Below are 19,553 nucleotides of genomic sequence, written 5' to 3'. Positions count from 1 at the left end.
TGGGATAATGAAAGTTTTAGAGAAAAACCAAACGAAAATACTTGAGACAGAAAAGCTGTTGAGGGAAATCATCACAGCCCCAGCTGAGTTTAAAAATGATGAAGAACTATTAAAGGCGCTCAAGTCTCAATCGGGTATCGCTAAATATCAGAATCAAGAGCGTAATATCACGCCGTGCTCGCTAAACACAGTAAAAAGCATTTCAGAAGCACTTCTAGAGAGAGGCTTCTTATCATTAGATGAGCTTCGTATTAATGCAAAGCTGGCGGTAGAGGCTGTACATCACAATGAGAAAGCTTCTAAAGGCAACAAACAAACTGTAGTAGGTTTAAATCACAAAGTCTCTGAGCTTGAATTAGAGTTAGATGCAACACAGCGCTCTAATTCTTTACTGACCGTTATGGTTTCAGAGCTGCGTTCTAGGCTAAAGCAACTAGCGAATCACGAAGGAACAGTAGAAGAACGACAGGAACTTTATCGAGAGCACAATAGGAAGATTGAAGCGCAGATGAACTTCACTTTGAATGGAGAGTTATGATGGCGGTTCGTAAGCTTAAAAACTTTGAGCAATGGAGTCATCTTGGGTTTGATGGCAAGCTTGTCTTTCGTAAGCCACTGGATATTCCTTTCGTAACCTACAGTAATCATACCCCTTGCTATGAAGCCAATGCCTACATCCATAGTTTGATTGTGAGAAACTTAAAAAGTGACACTATTCGAGGGTATGCCCACGATATCATCCACTTGGTTCACTTTATTGAAAAACAGCCGCTATTGAGCCGATTTAGCCAACTTACAGACGCAACATTCACCCTTTTCATTCAGTCACTACAGGCAGAGAGAACGCCACTTGGCGAACTAAAACGCAAGAATAACTCCGTTATAAAGATTGCGCATACCTGTCTGGACTTTTTGCAGTTTATCCAAGCGTTTCATGATTTGAGTGCTTTTATTGGTAAAGATAAAGGCAACTCAATTCAGATACTTGAAAAACATTACAAACGCAAACAGGAAGGTAACAAGGGGTTTATTGAAGGCACTAAAATTACGCATTCTGCTGTGCCAACTAAAGATGAGATCAAGAAACGTCACCCTGTTTCAGAAGAAGATGCCTTGCGTGTATGGGAGTTTATTAAGACTCAGAAAAACAAAGACAAACGCAGAAGGGACATGGCGTTATATACTGCAATGGAGCAACTAGGCGCTCGTGTATCTGAGCTTCATTTAATTAACATGACCGATTATGAGGAAGCTAGGCGCACAGGTATGCTTACTCTTACCACTTTAAAACGCAAAGACGATAACACCACTCGAAAGATACCTGTCCCACACATTTTATTATCAGTGATTGCGGATTACATCAAAGTTCGCAAGAAAGTAACAAGAAAGAAGAAAGTTCAGCATGACTACCTCTTTATCAGCTTAAAAACAGGTCTACGCCTATCCGCCGATTCATGGACAACGTACATGAACGCATGGAAAAAAGAGCTTGGTATCGAAGGAGAACTGCACCCGCACTTGTGGAGACACGCTTTCATTACAGACAAGCTTAAAGAGCTTATTCTTGCAACTAAAGAAGTGAATGATAAAGATGATTTTCGAAAACATTTGCTTCATACACAAACGTTTAAGATGCAGCTTCAGCAGTGGACGGGCCATAAAATGCTTAGCTCTTTAGATACTTACATTGACCTAGCATTTGCAGATATTCACGGTTACACAGAGGTTTATAATGCAGTATCTCTAAAGTCGAGTGTTGGCCTAGCAAAGCGTCAGATTGAGTTGTTAGAAGAACAGATAGCAAGGAAGGAGTTAACGTCTATCGCAGCACTCGGTGAGATGAAGAAACTATTGGCAGCTTTTCAATCTGATATAGATAAAAGCATTGTATCTTCGTCAGAGTAAAAGCCATCACCAAGCGGTCATGTAACTCGTTTTTGGACAGAAACGAGTTATAGAGGCTGGAAGTAACTCCGCGCTCTGCGGAAAATTTGTAGCGCAGCTGAAAATTTATCCGACAGCAGCGCTTTGTTAGGCATGTTGCTCATTGTCGCTGTCTAAGTCCAATTTCATAATTTCTTCGAAAAGAAAGTGCATTCCCAATAAAAGTTGATCAAACTCAGAAGCGTAATCCCCTTCATCAATATTTAGCTTTGACATAGTCTTTTCGTATTCCGTACCTTTTCTATGTGCTACACCAGTTGATCTAACGGACTGAACCCCTTTCAATAGTCTGGATAGAGCCGAAAAGTGCGCGGACTCTAACTTTTCAAGAAGAGCTTCCATCAATGATATTGATTTAGTCGATTTGTCAGTTACTCCGAGGTGATTTCTAAGCGACTTTACGTTTATTGAGTCTATCGTGATTTTTGTAAGAGCAAGCACTTGAGCGTCAAATTCCGACTGTTCATTACTTAGCATTGACCGCAACGATTCATAGAAATGCTCATCCTTAGTAGAAAGAGGCAAGAAAAGATACCAGCCGTATTTTTCGTACCAATATTCTTGTATGTCTCTAAACTTCTGTTTAAATCTGTGCTCTGGATTTTCAGCATCGTAGAAATTGCCCAAAAAGCTCCGTTCAAAGTTTGTTCTACTAATTTTTCTTCCGTCGGGTATCAAATTAAAGCTTTTCCAATAAACCTGTTCTTTACTTGGCAAGTCCCTGCCTAAATCCCCCAAAAATACTGACACATGATTTGGTGAATTATTGTCAAACCTCAAACTCCACGAACCAGTCCTGTATAAATGCCCATCTGTGATTTCATAATCAGAGGAACTATAGTATTTCTGCATAACTTCTTTACGAAAAAATACTGGAGTTAGGTAATGAGGAGCATCAGGATTAGCGCCGAAATAATTAGCCAACAGATCAGGGTTACACGAAAACATTTCGGGGTCATCAATATCGCCATCAATAATGAAATCCTGATACACCTTCTCTTGCTCAAATGGCCATACACCACACTTTTCCACGGATTCACATCGAATCAGCTTTTTTCCTAAGATCCTCGAAAAAGATGTGTACCCATCTGAATATGAATCTCCGGAATAGATTGAGTAGGTAAGCAATTCACCATTTACGTCGTCAGAAAAACCTGTTCTCTGCTCGTAATGCCGAGTCAGTTCAAAATATAGAAGCAGGTTCATCTGGCGTGCGGCCATAAAGGAACGTAAGTATCGCTTTCGGATTTTTACTTCATTTCGTTCCACTTTTATCACTTCAACTTCATCACCAGCTTCATCGAAGCTGAGAAAAGAGCCAGTTTTGTTGTCATGATATAGGTTGTGAAACAGGCGAAACTCTTCAAGAATCTCTATGTAGTCTTCCTTTCTTCCATGAAAATCTCGAACTAGAATTGGTCTCAAAAAATCATCATCTGAACTGGTGTAGTAAGTCGTAATTTCTTCACCATCTTGATATGACGTACAAAAACCTGGCCCCCCACTGCCTATCATCAAGTCCCAGCCAGATCGCTTCATTGCATGTTCCGTTTTTTCTTGACTAACAAGGGCGCAATACATTCCACCATCATGATCAGTATTGTTAATTGGCTCGCGTTTATAGACTGTAACCCAAAGCTCTTCGCCGTGCTTGTTGGATAAAAAGTCGATAAAGTCTTCAAAAGGACTATTTGACATACTTAAAAATTATTTCCTTTTTCGCCGACAGCGGCGCTGTTGTTAGGAGTTTTCTGGTTTCTTTGCCCAGGATGCGTTTTCGAAGTAACCGAGTTCTTTTTGTATTCCAATTACTTGTTCTTCGAAATCATCATTCCATTCTGGGATATCTACATAAACAATATCGTGAGAGTACCCAACCTCTGACGGCCCCAACTTATCTCTTGATATTCCAACTACAATTTGGACATCGGGAAGGCGACCTCTTACAACCAAGCACCTTAAACCTAGCTCTTGAACCCTGGCTTCTCGATCACTGCTTGGCCCTAGATGGAATACAAATGCCGTGTTTTTGTGTGCCAAAACTACTCTTGCAGCAATGTTTAACTCAGGCTTCTGTAAAAACTCAGAAAAGGCATCGACTAGATTTGCTCTGTGACCACGCGGCTGGAGGGCCATTTGAACAAGAGCCTGCTGATTATCAGTGACTTGATTTGTGCCATATTCAAACATTCCATCAGTAAGGAGATCACCCACAAAATGCTCGATCAACTTGTCCCAAAAATATGAATCCTTATAAGACTCTTGGATCGCTTTGTAGTCATCAGAGTCTATGAACCCTCCAAAAACCGTATCATCAATTATTAGTAAATCAGCTTCTTCGTAAGGGAACGAATGATTGTTTAATAAATAGATAGCCAATAAGTCTTCAATGCCACCGCCGCTGAAAACTATATTGGCCCTGTTTATTAGAGCCTCAACTTCGGAAAGAAAACCAACGAAGTCCGTGATCGTATCTAGAAGGCCAAAAATTGCTCCAAGGCTAAACTCATCGCAAACATGTACGATTCCATAACCTAGGTCTCCCGACTTTGTGGGTATTCTTCGTTGAGCCCCAAGTGATACAGATACACGATGTACGATTCGCTCCTCTTTTGGTGGCAATTCTACCTTTCGGCAATCGTGCCTGGTGAACTCAACAGAAGAATCTAGCCATCGTTCTGCGCCCCATATTTGAGAAGCCGACTTATCTATTGCTGCTTTAGTCCACCTCTTCCAGCCAGCTTCATCACCTGTATCTTTGTACTTAATATCCTTTACAGAAATAATAACGATATGGTTTCCGCAGACAATTAAGCAATCACAAAGCTCTTTTCCTTTCTTCCCAATTGGATTTGGATGAGTCCAAAGATTAAGAAAAGCTCTCTCACTAATAGAGTTCACAAATTTTTCTGATTCAGTCAATCCCTCGGACATGCAATCCTCTCTGTGTGATGCCTAACCCATATATCCTTGAATGACTCTAAAGTTAACATCGACAATAGTGACGTTCAATCAGACAGTTAACAGATCCAGCACTTCGACTGTCTGCGTGAAAGATGGAAAGGTCATGCGAATACATGGAAACGGCAAGGTTTGAGTATCTACACAGGAGTATAGTAAGCCTCTCCAACTCGCTTTGGGGCAAAAATAAGCTAGCCTCGTCACTTAGTTTGCGGAGTGGACCATATGATTCAGCGGGGGCTGTCAGTAGATTCCTGCCTTCGCAGGAATGACCGGATTTGGATTTAGGTTATTGACACGGAAAGGGGCAAAGGTGATTTAGGCAACCGAGAAGGATTTCTTCCTAGTTGCCAGCACGGAATGGGGCAACGATTGGTTAGAAATCATTGACGGTGAAGGCTCTGAGTCAAACCTTTCCTTGTTTTCGGAACAACCAACTCGGTTTGTCTCGCTTCTGTGCAGGGTTAGTCACTAGTATGTATGTGAAGTGGCATCGTAGATTGATAAAAGCGAGCTCTCTGGTCACAAAAAACCTCCCGATAAACCTCTTGAGAATCAGCAACAAAAACCACTCTCAGGTTTTTGGTGGCTCTCACGGCTAACTTAGAACGTAACCAACTTGAAAAACGGGAGTTTCTTAAGGCATCCACACCGTAAATCCATAAGAACTTAGGATATTCATTTTCCTCAATCAATTTATTGAGAGTCTCTGATGTCGTAAAGTCATGTTTGTAGTCATCTAAATCAATGCTCTGTACTGTGACTCCCAAAGTCTCATTTACTCTGTTGATCTTTTGAACAAGTGAATCTGAAAGCTTTGCACGAAATACATGTTGCATATACATATGTAGGGCCCATGTGCACCTAACAGAACGTTCTATGCCAGGATCAAAGCTATTATAATCCGCCCCCAACTTATCGAGCTTTTTCAAATTCACTGAAGTTTGAATCCTTATCATTTGATTTAGAAAGTGCTTCTGCATGTTAATGATCACATACCATGGTGGATTAATAAATTTATGGCGCACTGAGTTACTAGCCATAACGTAAGGTTTGCTCTAGAAACCGAGTCAACAATGAGAAAACCTGTTCTACACCGGACATCTTATATCAACCTAACCACATTGTTCTTTCCGTCAAAATCAGCATTGTTATCAAGAAAGTGCTTTGGCTGACCATCAAAAAGCAAGACATAAAGCTTGCGTTCAAGAAAAACTCCAACCAAGTAATGATTTTTCGGTATCTGATAACTTGGTATTAGTGCCTGTTCGTCGTCGCAGAGGTAGCGGATATGGAGTAGCTTTACCCTTTTCAGACCAACTAAATTACTACCTTCAATAAAGCCACCAAAGGGTACGGCAAACGTTTTGCCGTTCTTGAGCAAAGCTTCTACCGTTCCGTCATTATGTCGACTGTGCCCAATCGGTCCATATTCGTTTATCCTGTCGACGCGATAGGATCTAACTATGTGAATTGACTTATACACATACTTGGTACTGGTTGTATATACAGTTAAATTATAATCCAATAGTCACGAAAGAGCCATGCTGAGCGGAGCAGTTTACTAATCTTGGCCGACGTCAAACAAGGTCATACTTTTTCCAAACTAATTTTGTTAGATAGTCTGATAGATTGGTTCTCATGTATACGAAACTATTACTACTGTCGCTGGTTAATATGGCGGAGTTGGTCACGAACCAGCAACTCCCCCAGCTTTTTACCCTTTTGCGAAAAGCTATCAAAAAGTACGAATCGGATGAAATAGATTGGCACTTGGTCAATGGGCTCTCTGATCTCGATATTCTGTTTTTGATTGCAATGGCTGACACGGATCTGTCGGTGAACTTTGATACTACAGTCTTGGAGGAAGCTGTGCGTTTCATCGGGTGGGTGCATAAGATGGAGCAGGTTTATCATTAGAGTTGGTGTGCTGACTGTTGGTTGAGGTATATTGTGTACAACTGCGAATCAGCAACACTTTAACTACGCCCAAAGGTGGAAGAAAACTACTATCACGTGATGTGATATCTTTTCGGACACTGTATTAACAAGACGATTAACGGGTTGCATTTGAGTCTCAACGATAAAACGCAAACTAAATAGCTCACATTTATCCATTATTAAGCTGTTTGAAACGCTGAAATGATGCGCTGTTTGAACCCACTAAACTGAACCTCATAAGCAAGACTAGTAACACCATTTACCATACTACCGAGGTCAGCAGCACCATTCCATCTCAAGTCAGCATTGCCGCTTACGAGACCAATATTGAGGTCTTTAGCAACTTCCTTTCGTCCTGATTCACTTGCTGCGAAAGTTCCAGGAGTGCCTGCCTTAGTGAGCATACAAGATTCTGGAATATCTTGTTCTATCCTCTCGGCAAACTCTATCAAGCTTTGCTCTGCGAACGTGAATAACCAAGCCTGTTGGTGCGAGGCATGACTCACTCGTAGAATCCGCCCCAGCACTTGCCTAAAGTAGAGCTCTGTCTTAACCGAGCTGATATGGCAACAAACTTGAAGCCTTGGTATATCCGTACCCTCACTAATCATCCCAACACTGACTATCCACTGAGTACTATTCTTCCGAAAACGTTCAATCTCAGCTAAAGGGGCTTCATGACGATAGGTCGCGATAGAAACAGTTTGCTGATACTTATGCAAAAGTATCTTTTTAATCTCTTGGGCATGTTGAACAGAAGAAGCAACGACTAACCCTCCAGCATTCTGATTTTGAGTACGTATCTCCGCTAGCTTTCTACAACCAAGTCCAAGCAGATATTCCATAGCTTCTTCATTTTGAATTACGCTCCGATAAGAAGCTTTAGTCTGCTTTAACATCTCTAGAATCGATGAAAACGATTCTGCTTTTCCGTCGCTAGTTATCGACAAGTGTTCATTGTCTACGAGTACAATTCGTGGTGCTCTACATACATGGTCAGCGACGGCTTGTTTGAGAGTGTATTGATAGTCGACCAAGATTTGCCCATCGGGGTCGCTATACCGCGCTATCACTATCGGTAATGCATCTGAACGCCAAGGTGTACCTGAAAGCGCTAATGTATAGGTAGCCAGTCCCTGAATCTTGGCAAGGATCTGTTGTCCCCAAACGTTCGCTTTCTCATACTCGGAGCCAGAGCAATGGTGTATCTCATCAAACACAACAAATACTCGATAGTTACGTAGTGTCTGCCAAAACTCTTCGCTGAGAAATTGAATAGATTGGTAAGTAAGCGACTGCCCAATCGAACCCAACCCACCATTAAAAGTGCAATTGAGGACTGCTGAAAAGGTTCTTTTTATCCCATCTGATACCGTTAGCGAAGGTGAGAAACACAAAACAAGATCAACCATGTCACCCTTCAACAACCTGGAAGCAATATGTGCCGCCAATACTGTTTTCCCTGCTCCTGGAGTGGCTTGGCAAAAAAAGTGGGGGTGCATGTTTTTGTAGTTTTGTAACGCTCTTTCAGAGCATTCTTGCTGCCATTTCCTCAACATTCGGCAACATCCGAAAAGATGGTGTTAATCACGTTGGTTAGTACGTTAACTCTACCAAATAGATGTGCTGAGCGCTCTCTCGCTTGTTGCAACATTGGATTGAGCCTCTGTTCCAGTTCAGGGAAACGACGATTGAGCGATTGGTACTCGTCGATCTCACCCAGAACAATCTCTAACTCAGCTTTGTACTGGTTTCGCTCATGGCGCAATACCGAATAATCTGAAGTGGGTTTAGCTGGAGAGTGGGCATTCTTCCGTTCGACTTTGGGTTTCACATTAAGAGAGCGAAACAAATCCGTTTGAAAGTATCTTTTATCTCGTCCTTCTCCCTCACTTTCAAGCCAACCGTTACTCACAAAACGAAGGATCTGTCTGTAGAGTATTTTTCTTGCCTCATCAGGCACTTTTCTAAGATCACAAACAGAAAGAGAGGCGTCGCGTAGTTCAATAACCGAAAAACCATCCATACCTTTTTCAATCAATAACTTGTGCATAATCGCACTGATTTTCGTCGAACGTTTCATTTACAACTCTTGTAGAATCAAAAAACTAAGGATTGCTTAGTATACAGAAATCGATAAAACTAAGAAAATCTTAGTTACTGTAGGTTTTTACACATGAACCGAAAATGTCATTTACTAACCCAATCCCAGCGCGACTCAAAGAAGCGCGTAAAAAAGCCAAACTCTCCCAGAAATCCTTGGGAGTGCGAATAGGTATGGATGAGGGTTCGGCAAGTGCCAGAATGAATCAGTATGAGAAAGGCAAACACGCTCCTGACATACAGACTCTAAAGCTCATTGCTGACGAGCTTGGCGTCCCTTTGAATTATTTCTTTTGTGAAGAAGAAAGCTCTGCCAAGTTAGCTTGCTTGATTGCAAAATTGAGTGAAGAGGAGAGGCAAGAGCTTATCAATAAGTTGAGCGGTTCCGAAGAAAATTAGGTCGGCAGCTCATATTCGATCTTATGCCCGCTGGTCGGTCGCGACTAGAATGTGCCAAGCGACCAGTGATCAACACGACCAGTGATTAAATTAACTCGCTATTGGACAATAATGAGGTGGTGAATTTACTAATTTAGCAACTAATGAATTAAGACTGGTATCGCAAAGATGCATTCATAGAAGGACATCTGGATAACGTCGCCTACAATATCGTTGCTAATTTCACCCTGCCACCATGCTGGTCGACAGGCGTTGTTTTTCAAGGTAGCTGTCATCATTCGCTTATTTACTACCTAAGCGGCGTCTCTTTCTGGATTTACGTGCACGTCACCAACAGGCTCACAGTTGGTCGTTTCACGAGAACAACATTCAGGGTTCTTAATCTTTGCTGCTCGCAATACTTCTGCTTAATACGCCAAGATCTCTCCATCTTTTCCATTGTGACGCTGCGAAGGCATGACGTAATTGAGTTGCTCTCGAAACTAGGGCGGCAGGTAGGTGATATCCCATGAGTACAACCACGAAAAAATAACGCGTTGATTTACATTTTCCTGTTAGTTTGTAACTCACCTTTAGCATAAGTCAATAAGGTGTGATGGGTATAGCTGCTCAGATCGTAGGTCTCTGGTTTAGTTCGCTAGAACTACGCAACGCAAGCCCTATTTCTTCTCATATTAAATAAAAATACGCATCTATATGCTGATCTATAGAACTGCGCGGGGTAAGATTGTCGAAATAAAGATAGATTAGATGTCAGAAAGGACTAGGTTGTTATGGCAAAGCATACAAGATTCTCAGGAGTTATTAAAGAAGCCTTGAGGTCAGGTAATGGCAAGAAAACAAAGAAGTATCACCTTGAAAAGTTGCGACATAAGATTTTCGGTTTACCTAGTAAGTCAATAGTAAACATTGCACTAGCATCGGGAAATGTTCCTCAGTTTGATAAGCTCATCACACCAGAGAACAAGAAAGTCTTTACCAATGGGTCCAATAACTTCGTTAACCTTGGTGCAGAGTTTGTTTTGTTTTCATTGGTGGCATATTTTGAAAAAAATAAAGACATTATTTATGGATTTGAAGCAAAAAAATCAGAAATAGAAAACTGTCTCATCAGAGGTGACCATGATAAGTGCATAGAACTTATCGATATAGTTAATGCTAAATATGGGATTACATTTTGGTCGGTAGACGCAAGAATTTCATTAAAATATGACTTAAAAAACCCAGAAGACATACTTAATTATATAAACTCTATCAGCATATCAGAAAATGAAATAAAACTACTAACTTACCTGTTCTATAAACATTCTTCATCTAGTATCGATGCATTTTTAAAAAACTATTTCTCAGATATCCAAAGGGAATATAGAAACAATAACATGTCTGGATATGTTGACATGTTATCAACACTTATTATGCCTAGAATATACGATGTTGATAGAGAAATAGATGAAGCGATAGAAATCGCTGAGATTCTAAATCCATTAGACAAGTATATTCTATTCAAAAAGATATTTTTTGATTATGCAATCAAAAGAGAAAAATCAGAAAAGCATGACCTTTATTTAAGATTCATCAATGATATTTATACTGCAACTAATGATGACTATTGGTTAAGAGTTGAAGATATCATTAATAAAAAAATAAATAGTGAAGTGGAATCTAATGGAGATAAATTTCACCTGATAGATTTGTATAGCCAAGGTAAATATCAACAAGTAATTGAAGAGACATCAAGTAGTATTGGCAGAGATCTAAGCTATCTTGATATAAAGGCTAAATCTATTTTGCACTTATATGGTGATGATGTTGATATTGACCCAAATATATTCTCCGGTAAGCTGGAAGAGAATATAGTGACTCAAATATGTGTATTACATAGTACTCCTTCTCGATATGATTCAATTTTGAAGTTTATTGAAGAAATTAATTTTAGGTATTATACACTAGATCTATTTAAATCGTTAAGACCATCTATATACTCTTCATACCCATTTATTAATAAAGAATCGTATATAGAATCATGCAGTGAAGCATATGCTCTAGGTTTTTCTGTTACTCCTAGACACAAAGATGTGATTTTTGAATCTGATGCTAGGTTTAATTTCTCAATTAATGATAAGTCTGATGTTTTATCTGATAGCAGAAAAGCAAGGTGTAAGGCACAATCATTAATTGAGAGAGGTGACATAAAGGAAGATGAAATAGAGAAAATATTAAAAAGCCTAGATAGGTTTGATGATATAACTTCTTCAGAAGTTAATTTCTTGAAATGTGAAATGTATCTTGAGTCTGGAATGGCAGAAAAGGTTATAGATTTAATATCTAGAGAGTGTATAAAAGATACATATAATGTAATTCTTTACCCATTAAAAGAAGTTGTTAATAGAATTGAATCTTCTCCCAGATTAGCCAGCTCAATTTCCTCCTTAATATGTGTGTATTTATACTCAATTGTTAGAAACTCTAACTATAAAGTTAATGTCTCAGAGATGCTCGAAGACTATCTTGTTGATAACTGCTCAAGTAAACCAAGTGAGTTATTTTCTTCAGTTAGCCTTGATGATGAGAGGTATTTTTACTTCTTTTCTGAAGTTTGCAGCACTGAAATAATGAGTAATTTATTGAGCTTTACTAGTGGTAAAGAGTTAATTTTAGAAAGGTTGAAGATAGTAAGAAACCTAATTAATGCTAAAGGTGAAAATTATTTACTACTAGAAGAAGAGAAGCGTATCTTAGCAGAAATCCTCTCTAGCTCATTAACGCTTCAGCATGACAAGAACAAAATTTATATAGATGTCGATGGAATCATTAAAAGTAATTTAAACGAATACCGAGTTAAGTTTGAAAACATTGTTATGATCAAAGATATCGATGAGTCAATTGTTGAGTCTTTGTTTGATGATATTACTAATGAAGAAGACTCTAAAAACAAGCAGAAGAACTTAAGAACATACATTTATGAAAATCTTTATGAAAAGGTAGTCAAGGATTTTATAACAGATAGTAACTTTGGGTTAGCGCGCTCACTTAGCTCTGAAATCCGCCATGGTGTACTACCAAACAAACTTAGGAGTGTATTCGAAGGACTTAACTTAGTAACAATAGTAGGTTTAGAAGGGGAATACGAACCAAATGTATATTGGCGTAATTACCTAGAAAACATCGCTAATGATGACTTTGTTAATTATGTCGATGACTGTCTGAAGTCATTCTCAAAAGATATTGATAATTTAATAGAAGAAGCGAACTCTTGGCCTACGGTTTCAGAGGTTAGAGGTAATGAAAATGCTATATTTAATTTTGCACTTAGCCAAGATAATCTAGATAGGTTTGCTGACTTTATTGGCTCTAAATTAGATGAAATTAGTTTTTCAGATCCTGATAACATTACTGACTTAGAGACCAGAGATTTGATTCTGGTTTTAGAAGAGTATATTTGGTCAGAGCTTGATAAGAACTTTTCTGATATTTGCAATAAGTTTAATGAAGTTCTCAAAATTAAATTTGTAGCTATTATAGATGAGCTTAAGAAAAAATTGAACTCTACTGGTTTGGTGTTAACCAAATTGACTGAGCAACTATCTAATGCGAAGGTTCATATAGTAGAAGAAATATCACAAGTAGAATCTTGGTTCGTTAGACCAAATGTTTTGATTGAAGGTGAGTTTCTTATGACTGATATTTTATCCTCATCTATTGAATCAATATCAGCGATTTACAACCCTCAAGTTCTTAACATCGATAGAAGTCAGATTAATATTGGTCCAGATAATACTTCTCTGTCTTCCATTGAAGCCTTAGGTGTTGTAAGGGCATTGATTTCAATCTATCAGAATTGTTTATCTCATGGCAACAACTCAAGTCAAACAACAATTAGCATTACATTGCAAGATAAAACTAATATCGTCATAAGCAATGAGATAGATGATAGAAAGAAAGATTATATTTTAAGTAACGACTACGTTGACAAAGTTAAAAATTTTAGTCCAGATTCTGACTATGAAAAGTTAGTTAGCGAAGGTGGTACAGGTTTATATAAGATATATAGATATTTGGTAGATAGTTCTCCAAGATTTAATTTTGAAATTGATTTAGATAATAATATTTTTTATCAGAAGGTTATGTTATGAATGGTAGGAAAATACTACTAGTTGAAGATGGCGATTACAAAAGTAAAAGTGTTTTGAATTATTTAGAATCAGATCTTTTTTGTAATAATGTAGATGTAGTTGTTTCATACTCTTCTGCTGTTAGATCTTTGGTGTCAGGTGCATATGAACTGGCTATTATAGATATGAGCTTGCCAACTTTTGATAAGAATAAAGACGAGTTAAATAATGATTTTCGAGCATTGGCTGGCCTAGATATCGCTAGGCAAATATCGAGAAGAGATATAGAGGTAAACTTTGTTTTTTTGACTCAATATGAATCCCTGTCCACGGCAGATAACAGCATGAGCTTGCATGAAATTAATGAGTTTGCTAAAGAAAAATACCCTGATAGCTTTAAGGGGGCTATTTTTTATGAGCATTCTGGCTCACAGTGGAAGGAAAAGCTAAAGGAGTTTGTTGCAAATGCCTAAGCTGCTCATTGTTGATGATGATAAGTCTAGACTGACTTTGATAAAAAGAACTCTCGTAGAAATTTTCGACTTGGACGATGAACAAATTGACGAATCCTTATCGATAAATCATGCTCGAACTCTGCTTCGAAAGATTACATATAGTGTGGTCTTTTTAGATATGGCTCTTCCTAATTTCGATAAAGGAATAGAAATAGATGATTGGGGTGGGGTTAAGATACTTAGTGATATTTCACGAGGAAGGGTTGAGCCTCCTGAGAAAATAATAGGGTATACAGCGCTAAAAGATAATCTAGAGGAAAAAGAAAGAGAGTTCAGTGATATCGGATTTTCACTAGATTATGCTAAGCCCAGTGATATATCATGGTTGAACAATAAGAAAGAAGCAATTAGATATGCTATTAATCGTAGTAATATAACAAGAAAAGTTGAAAAAGACTATGCCGTTGTTACTGTTCATGGAATAAGAACTTTTGGTTCATGGCAAGAGTTTCTATTTTCTGAGGTGAAGAAGGATAATAATGGAAAGGATATCGAACATCTTGGGTTTAAGTTTGTAGGTATTGATTTTTTTACTTTTTTGTTCCCCTCACTAAGAAAGAAAATAGTATCTAGGTTAGAAAGTGACCTTGTTGATTGGTTGAAGAACAATAAAGCAAAACAGATTATTTTCTTCTCACACAGCTTCGGTACCTATTTAACAGTAAAGGCATTGGAAAATATTAAAAGCAATGTGGACCTAAGCTGCATTAAGTGTATTGTCTTAAGTGGAAGTGTATTAGATCAAGATTACGATTTTTCAAAGTTAGATCATTTGAAAAATATAACCATTGTGAATGATTGTGCAGTTAATGACGTTCCTTTGCTAATTAGCGAAGCTGCCGTACTAGGAACTGGTATGGCTGGTTTAACTGGCTTTAGAGGTCTCAGCTCAAGCAAGGTGACAAACCGTTTCTTTCGTGGTGGTCATAGTATGTTTTTTAATCGAGATGGGGCGTTTTTAAAGAAATACTGGCTGCCAATCTTTAATGGTGAAGTTGTGGCCAATAATGAAGAAATAAAGATAGGCTTCCTCCAAGAGTTTTTCACTCTTATTGCGAGAATATCCTCTCATGTGAAGATGCTCTATCCTCTATTACTCATTGCTGTTGCAGTGTATTTTTTGGTATAGCGCTATTGTAGCACTAACATATAGTTTTAAATGAACTAATTGGAGGCCAGCCCTTGCAGGGCTGAAAGTAAACCAGTATCGCGTACATTCGAGCTATGCCGTTGACACTGTTTCTAGAAAGGTACAAATTACAAACTTTGTTGTTTCTCAAAGTCTCCAATTAGTTCTGATGCTCTCACTATTGCCGTTAGCTTACTATAGTAGCGTTGTATCATTTCAATGCTGGTACCGCTGTGAATTGCTGCGGACTGAGCGTTGCTTTACGGATTAGGTCAGGTATGGGAAAAGGCAGGTTATCAATGCTCGTAGAGTTGCTGCTCTAACAGATTTCGGGGCATTACTGTTTTAGTTGGTAGTTTCGCTCTCCATCTGAAACCTGTGATTGAATCAGTTGTTGCACCTGACGATTAAGTGAATATTCATTCATGGGAGGGGCTAAGTGAAGACGTCAGATTGAACGGATAACATAGCTACTTACTCGACTAAATAGAAAAATAAATGGCTTATCGTTCTGCTAGCATCTGAAGCGATGCGCTCCACTAACTCAGATATCAATCACAACATTCAATGCCTCAAATTGACAATATTTATTACTCAAACTCGATATTAGGAAAATGCCCGAATTTGAAAGAAAAGTCTTGGACTCACTTCGAGAGCCGCTTGAGTCAGGCGAAATTATTATTTCCCGAGCCCAAGGGAAAACCCGTTTTCCAGCTCGATTCCAACTCGTCGGCGCATTGAACCCGAGTCCTACTGGGTACTATGAAGGCAATCAGTCACGTACCAACCCTCAGCTAATTCTACGCTACCTCAGTCGATTATCGGGGCCTTTGCTCGACCGATTTGATATGTCGATTGAAATACCTTCATTACCCAAAGGAACATTGTCTGAAGGGGGAGAGCGAGGGGAGTCAACTCAAGTCGTGCGTCAGCGTGTTCATCGAGCGCGTGATGTGATGTTAAGTCGCAATGGTAAGGTGAATGCACTTCTTCACAGCGGTGAAATCGAGGACTATTGTCGCTTAAAGAAAACAGATGCAGAGTTTCTTGAGAATGCTCTACACCGTTTAGGGCTCTCTGTTCGCGCCTATCATCGAATTATCAAAGTAGCACGTACTATTGCTGATCTTGGCGGTGAGGATGATATTCAAAGAGAACATTTAGCTGAAGCGTTAGGATATCGCGCTATGGATAGGTTGCTAAAACAATTGACTGCGCAAGCGGTTTAGAAGGCGAAGTTCATACCGACGGAGGTTATCCAATCGGCGGACTCATAAAAGGCGATGGAAGAATCTGTCGCGTTGTATCCTGATAGGGATATTAAAGATAATGCATCAATATTCCATAAAGAGAGGTATTCATAAGCCAGAAATGCACTGTATTTTTCATCGATACGATGATTCTGATCGAAAATGACATTCTCGCCACGATATTCATGATTCATATAGCTCATGGTCGCGGCAATGCTGTGTTGCTGGTAGGTGAATAGGGCAGTAAGTTCACTGCCAACCCCTTGGTTTCTGACGGCTTGACCTTTAGCATCATCAACCACATAAATCACCGATGGAAACAACAGCCAGTGATTATTAACCGCTAACGTGTAGGAGCCTTTCGCATAGTAGAGATGGCTATTCCTATCATAATCTGAGTCAAGATTAAGGTTTTTTGCCGAAAACTCTTCATCAACAACTCGGGTACCGTATGCCAAATCTAGGGTAAACAGTGAGCCTGCGATGTTCTCCATTTGAAAACGATAAGCATCGCCTGTTGCTTCCGCTGCTTGCAGTTGTTCGGCGCCGACGTATGGATTGTTCCAAATCGGTTCTCCGAGGACGGTCGGTAAGTAAGAAATACTCCATATAGAACCATCGTTTTGTTGTTGTCTATAACCGCCTTCTAATACAAAGGTTCCGACTGCAATATCGTTACGGGAAGTTCCAATGAACCATTGTTTATTGCTTTGCGATCCAAAAGTGTAATTGACTACACCTAATGGCATCCAAAACTCATCGTATGTTTCTTGAGAGGCGCTGATTTTGGGATCGGTACTGGCGACCAAATTGGATTTTTCTCCTACCAGTGTATTGCTGATTGATATTTCACCACTAAAGCCTTTACTCTGAGCTAGTGAAGCGACAGATAGAGAGCTGTAGGTCGCAGTAAATGCTATAAGCGAAAGCAAGAAGTATCGAATAGCCATGACATATCCATAAATCAGTAGGTTGTGGGTAAAGAGGTTATTTCCTTATAAACTTGGCGGGTACTGTAGCGATAAAAAATGGCTTAGCAAAATGCTTCGCTAAGCCACGTATAATGGAAGGTAATGGGTGTGCCTATGACCTATTAGAATTTCCAGTTTAGGCCAACTGCGGTGATCCAGTCTTTTTCATCGTAGAAGTCGATGTTGGAATCGCTATTAGTCGCACCGGCAAAGGCAACAAGCGATAAGTTATCGGAGTAGAAAATTCCCGGATACTCATATGCTAGGAAAGCCTTCCATTCATCATCGCCACGAGTTTTGTCATAGATTGGATTTGCTGCATCGTAATCACGTTTTAAATAGCCTAACGTCAGTGCTAATTTGTGATTTCCAAACGACATGAAAGAGGATAACTCTGCACCATAAGTATTGTGCTTCATTGCATTGCCATCCGCATCCTGCTGGGTGTAAATCAGAGCGGGATAGAGTAATACTTGTTGGCTCACTGGTAGCATCATTTTGAACTTACCATAGAGGATATCAGCGTTACGACTTAGGAGTTGAGCTTCCTGTGGAGATAAGGCAGGTACTCCTGTACCAGAGCGCTCCTCATCCAGTTCACGTTTGCCATAGGCAAGGTCCAAGCTGAATAACGATCCGGCAATATTGTCTAGTTGTAGACGATACGCGTTGCCTTTTTCTTTGGTAGTATTGCGAGTATCTGTCGTATAGGGATCTTGCCAGACTTCACCCTCTAGAATGGTTGGCAAGAAAGAAACACTCACTTTGGTTTTATCGCGAAATAGGTATTTGTAACCCGCCTCAAGTGCTACCGTACCAACGGCAATATCGGCTCGTGATGTACCTAAAAACAATTGATGGTTTGATTGCGCTCCAAAGGTATATTGAAGACTACCGAGGGGAAGTACTAATGCGCCGCTGTCTTCTTGTTGACTACCAGTGTAGTTGCGAAATTCATCGTCGGTGTTAGTAAGATTCGATGTTTTGCTTGCGTAAGCCGCGTTTAATGCAATTTCACCGCTAAAACCATTGCTTTCTCCCAACTTAGCCACTGCTACCTGCGAGACAAGACCAAGGGACACTGCCAAGACACTCCATGCCTGTTTCATAACTGATCCTTATCATGTTCTGATTATTTTGGTAACGATTGTAATTATATGTTTATGCTATGTTATTAGTTCAGAATAAGCTCGTTTTTTTTGAGTTACAACACAAATCAGACCAATGATAAAATCATTGCACAAGGCAGTACGCCTTGTACAATTAACCGCCATAAAATTGTCACAAACGAATCATAGATAGTTGGTTATGCTTGGATACCTACTTTTTATTATTAGTGCCTCTCTGGTCATCATTAATACGGCATTTTGTTCGATTCCTATACTTGGGTTTGGATTGATCAAATTTCTAATTCCGATCAAGTCTCTACAGCGATTGTGTACGTCTTTAGCTAATCGCTTTATGTGGTTATGGGCGACGGTGAATCACGGTATTCTTCATTTGGTCAATCCCAAGGTGGTATGGGACATTGAAGGGCTAGAATCACTGCGAAAAGATGGTTGGTATTTGATGATCAGTAACCACCTAAGCTGGACTGACATTGTTGTGCTCTGCAGCGTGTTTAAAGATCGCATTCCAATGCCTAAGTTTTTTCTGAAACAACAGCTTTTGTATGTCCCTTTTGTCGGCATGGCTTGTTGGGCGCTAGATATGCCGTTTATGAAGCGTTATTCACGTGAGTATTTGCTTCGTCACCCAGAAAAGCGAGGACAAGATCTCGCGACGACTCGCCGTTCATGTGCAAAGTTTAAAGATACCCCAACGACAGTGGTGAATTATGTAGAAGGAACGCGCTTTACTGCCGATAAGCAGAAGAAAAGTAGCGCGGGTTACAACTATCTATTACAACCTAAATCCGGTGGCATTGCTTATACATTGGCTGCGATGGGTGACCAGTTTGAAAATATTATTGATGTCACTCTGGCGTATCCGGAAAATACGGATGAGCCTTTTAAAGCGGTATTAAAGGGTGATATGAAAAAAATCGTTGTAAAGGTTCGTATTTTGCCTGTAGATGAGAAAATTCTGGGTGATTACTTCAACGATAAGCCTTACAAGCGAGAGTTCCAAAAGTGGTTAGGTGAGGTTTGGAAGGACAAGGACCAAGTACTCGATGATATCCACACCAAATAAAAAAACCGAGCTCATATGGGCTCGGTTTTTACATT

At 39.6% G+C, this 19,553-nt stretch carries 16 protein-coding genes and 1 pseudogene; 9 read left to right on the top strand and 8 right to left on the bottom strand.

Annotated elements, in window-relative coordinates; translation table 11 throughout:
* Positions 1 to 7: 7 nt before the first annotated feature.
* Both HOP38_RS16110 and HOP38_RS16105 read left to right on the top strand, forming a co-directional pair.
* Positions 8 to 538, top strand: coding sequence for a hypothetical protein (locus HOP38_RS16110; RefSeq protein ID WP_198558489.1), 531 nt, complete (start codon positions 8 to 10; stop codon positions 536 to 538).
* Positions 538 to 1,905, top strand: coding sequence for a tyrosine-type recombinase/integrase (locus HOP38_RS16105; RefSeq protein WP_198558519.1), 1,368 nt, complete (start codon positions 538 to 540; stop codon positions 1,903 to 1,905). The genes HOP38_RS16110 and HOP38_RS16105 overlap by 1 nt, the downstream gene beginning before the upstream one ends.
* Positions 1,906 to 2,031: 126 nt before the next feature.
* Here the strand turns inward: HOP38_RS16105 and HOP38_RS16100 are convergent, their stop codons facing one another.
* The 4 genes from HOP38_RS16100 to HOP38_RS16085 form a co-directional block, all read right to left on the bottom strand.
* Positions 2,032 to 3,642, bottom strand: a complete 1,611-nt coding sequence (locus tag HOP38_RS16100) for a hypothetical protein (RefSeq protein ID WP_198558488.1) — start codon at positions 3,640 to 3,642, stop codon at positions 2,032 to 2,034.
* 42 nt (positions 3,643 to 3,684) lie between these two features.
* Positions 3,685 to 4,878, bottom strand: a complete 1,194-nt coding sequence (locus HOP38_RS16095) for a hypothetical protein (RefSeq protein ID WP_198558487.1) — start codon at positions 4,876 to 4,878, stop codon at positions 3,685 to 3,687.
* A gap of 491 nt (positions 4,879 to 5,369) precedes the next feature.
* Complete coding sequence (locus HOP38_RS16090) at positions 5,370 to 5,843, bottom strand: hypothetical protein (protein ID WP_198558486.1); 474 nt, start codon at positions 5,841 to 5,843, stop codon at positions 5,370 to 5,372.
* Positions 5,844 to 6,010: 167 nt separating this feature from the next.
* Positions 6,011 to 6,289: a hypothetical protein gene (locus HOP38_RS16085; RefSeq protein ID WP_242456550.1), complete on the bottom strand. Its 279-nt coding sequence runs from the start codon at positions 6,287 to 6,289 to the stop codon at positions 6,011 to 6,013.
* A 257-nt stretch (positions 6,290 to 6,546) separates the two neighbouring features.
* Between HOP38_RS16085 and HOP38_RS16080 the strand changes: the two genes are divergently transcribed.
* Positions 6,547 to 6,825, top strand: coding sequence for a hypothetical protein (locus HOP38_RS16080; protein WP_198558484.1), 279 nt, complete (start codon positions 6,547 to 6,549; stop codon positions 6,823 to 6,825).
* Positions 6,826 to 7,025: 200 nt separating this feature from the next.
* Here HOP38_RS16080 and HOP38_RS16075 read toward each other — a convergent pair whose 3' ends face one another.
* Positions 7,026 to 8,405, bottom strand: a complete 1,380-nt coding sequence (locus tag HOP38_RS16075) for a DEAD/DEAH box helicase (RefSeq protein WP_198558483.1) — start codon at positions 8,403 to 8,405, stop codon at positions 7,026 to 7,028.
* Complete coding sequence (locus tag HOP38_RS16070) at positions 8,399 to 8,929, bottom strand: hypothetical protein (protein WP_198558482.1); 531 nt, start codon at positions 8,927 to 8,929, stop codon at positions 8,399 to 8,401. Before HOP38_RS16070 ends, HOP38_RS16075 begins: the two co-directional genes overlap by 7 nt.
* A 104-nt stretch (positions 8,930 to 9,033) precedes the next feature.
* Here HOP38_RS16070 and HOP38_RS16065 point away from each other — a divergent pair, with 104 nt between their 5' ends.
* The 5 genes and pseudogenes from HOP38_RS16065 to HOP38_RS16045 form a co-directional block, all read left to right on the top strand.
* Entirely contained in the window at positions 9,034 to 9,348 is a 315-nt protein-coding gene (locus HOP38_RS16065) for a helix-turn-helix domain-containing protein (RefSeq protein WP_198558481.1), read from the top strand.
* 773 nt (positions 9,349 to 10,121) lie between these two features.
* Complete coding sequence (locus tag HOP38_RS16060; RefSeq protein ID WP_198558480.1) at positions 10,122 to 13,481, top strand: hypothetical protein; 3,360 nt, start codon at positions 10,122 to 10,124, stop codon at positions 13,479 to 13,481.
* Complete coding sequence (locus HOP38_RS16055) at positions 13,478 to 13,933, top strand: response regulator (protein WP_198558479.1); 456 nt, start codon at positions 13,478 to 13,480, stop codon at positions 13,931 to 13,933. Before HOP38_RS16060 ends, HOP38_RS16055 begins: the two co-directional genes overlap by 4 nt.
* Positions 13,926 to 15,104, top strand: a complete 1,179-nt coding sequence (locus HOP38_RS16050; protein WP_198558478.1) for a DNA-binding transcriptional response regulator — start codon at positions 13,926 to 13,928, stop codon at positions 15,102 to 15,104. Before HOP38_RS16055 ends, HOP38_RS16050 begins: the two co-directional genes overlap by 8 nt.
* Before the next feature lie 590 nt (positions 15,105 to 15,694).
* Positions 15,695 to 16,333 (top strand): annotated as a pseudogene (locus tag HOP38_RS16045) (magnesium chelatase subunit ChlI family protein); the annotation flags it as partial.
* Here the strand turns inward: HOP38_RS16045 and HOP38_RS16040 are convergent.
* Both HOP38_RS16040 and HOP38_RS16035 read right to left on the bottom strand, forming a co-directional pair.
* A complete protein-coding gene (locus tag HOP38_RS16040; protein ID WP_124940462.1) occupies positions 16,330 to 17,304 on the bottom strand; it encodes a DUF2860 family protein in 975 nt (324 codons plus the stop codon). The pseudogene HOP38_RS16045 and the gene HOP38_RS16040 overlap by 4 nt on opposite strands.
* A gap of 143 nt (positions 17,305 to 17,447) precedes the next feature.
* Positions 17,448 to 18,434 (bottom strand): DUF2860 domain-containing protein, encoded by a 987-nt coding sequence (locus tag HOP38_RS16035; RefSeq protein ID WP_031493304.1) that lies wholly within the window; start codon positions 18,432 to 18,434, stop codon positions 17,448 to 17,450.
* 199 nt (positions 18,435 to 18,633) lie between these two features.
* On the opposite strand from HOP38_RS16035, the gene HOP38_RS16030 reads away from it, so the two are divergent.
* Positions 18,634 to 19,518, top strand: coding sequence for an acyltransferase (locus tag HOP38_RS16030; protein WP_006073014.1), 885 nt, complete (start codon positions 18,634 to 18,636; stop codon positions 19,516 to 19,518).
* Positions 19,519 to 19,553: the final 35 nt, after the last annotated feature.

The organism is Vibrio mediterranei (genome assembly GCF_013364395.1).
In the GTDB taxonomy this organism is placed as follows: Bacteria; Pseudomonadota; Gammaproteobacteria; order Enterobacterales; family Vibrionaceae; genus Vibrio; species Vibrio mediterranei.
This window is presented reverse-complemented; position numbering and strand designations above follow the sequence as displayed.

What these genes read in the sequence shown, in the direction of transcription:
- HOP38_RS16110 (WP_198558489.1), top strand. Translation starts at nt 8, where the DNA reads ATGAAAGTTTTAGAGAAAAACCAAACGAAAATACTTGAGACAGAAAAG.
- HOP38_RS16105 (WP_198558519.1), top strand. Translation starts at nt 538, where the DNA reads ATGGCGGTTCGTAAGCTTAAAAACTTTGAGCAATGGAGTCATCTTGGG.
- HOP38_RS16100 (WP_198558488.1), bottom strand. Translation starts at nt 3,642, where the DNA reads ATGTCAAATAGTCCTTTTGAAGACTTTATCGACTTTTTATCCAACAAG.
- HOP38_RS16095 (WP_198558487.1), bottom strand. Translation starts at nt 4,878, where the DNA reads ATGTCCGAGGGATTGACTGAATCAGAAAAATTTGTGAACTCTATTAGT.
- HOP38_RS16080 (WP_198558484.1), top strand. Translation starts at nt 6,547, where the DNA reads ATGTATACGAAACTATTACTACTGTCGCTGGTTAATATGGCGGAGTTG.
- HOP38_RS16075 (WP_198558483.1), bottom strand. Translation starts at nt 8,405, where the DNA reads ATGTTGAGGAAATGGCAGCAAGAATGCTCTGAAAGAGCGTTACAAAAC.
- HOP38_RS16070 (WP_198558482.1), bottom strand. Translation starts at nt 8,929, where the DNA reads ATGAAACGTTCGACGAAAATCAGTGCGATTATGCACAAGTTATTGATT.
- HOP38_RS16065 (WP_198558481.1), top strand. Translation starts at nt 9,034, where the DNA reads ATGTCATTTACTAACCCAATCCCAGCGCGACTCAAAGAAGCGCGTAAA.
- HOP38_RS16060 (WP_198558480.1), top strand. Translation starts at nt 10,122, where the DNA reads ATGGCAAAGCATACAAGATTCTCAGGAGTTATTAAAGAAGCCTTGAGG.
- HOP38_RS16055 (WP_198558479.1), top strand. Translation starts at nt 13,478, where the DNA reads ATGAATGGTAGGAAAATACTACTAGTTGAAGATGGCGATTACAAAAGT.
- HOP38_RS16050 (WP_198558478.1), top strand. Translation starts at nt 13,926, where the DNA reads ATGCCTAAGCTGCTCATTGTTGATGATGATAAGTCTAGACTGACTTTG.
- HOP38_RS16040 (WP_124940462.1), bottom strand. Translation starts at nt 17,304, where the DNA reads ATGGCTATTCGATACTTCTTGCTTTCGCTTATAGCATTTACTGCGACC.
- HOP38_RS16035 (WP_031493304.1), bottom strand. Translation starts at nt 18,434, where the DNA reads ATGAAACAGGCATGGAGTGTCTTGGCAGTGTCCCTTGGTCTTGTCTCG.
- HOP38_RS16030 (WP_006073014.1), top strand. Translation starts at nt 18,634, where the DNA reads ATGCTTGGATACCTACTTTTTATTATTAGTGCCTCTCTGGTCATCATT.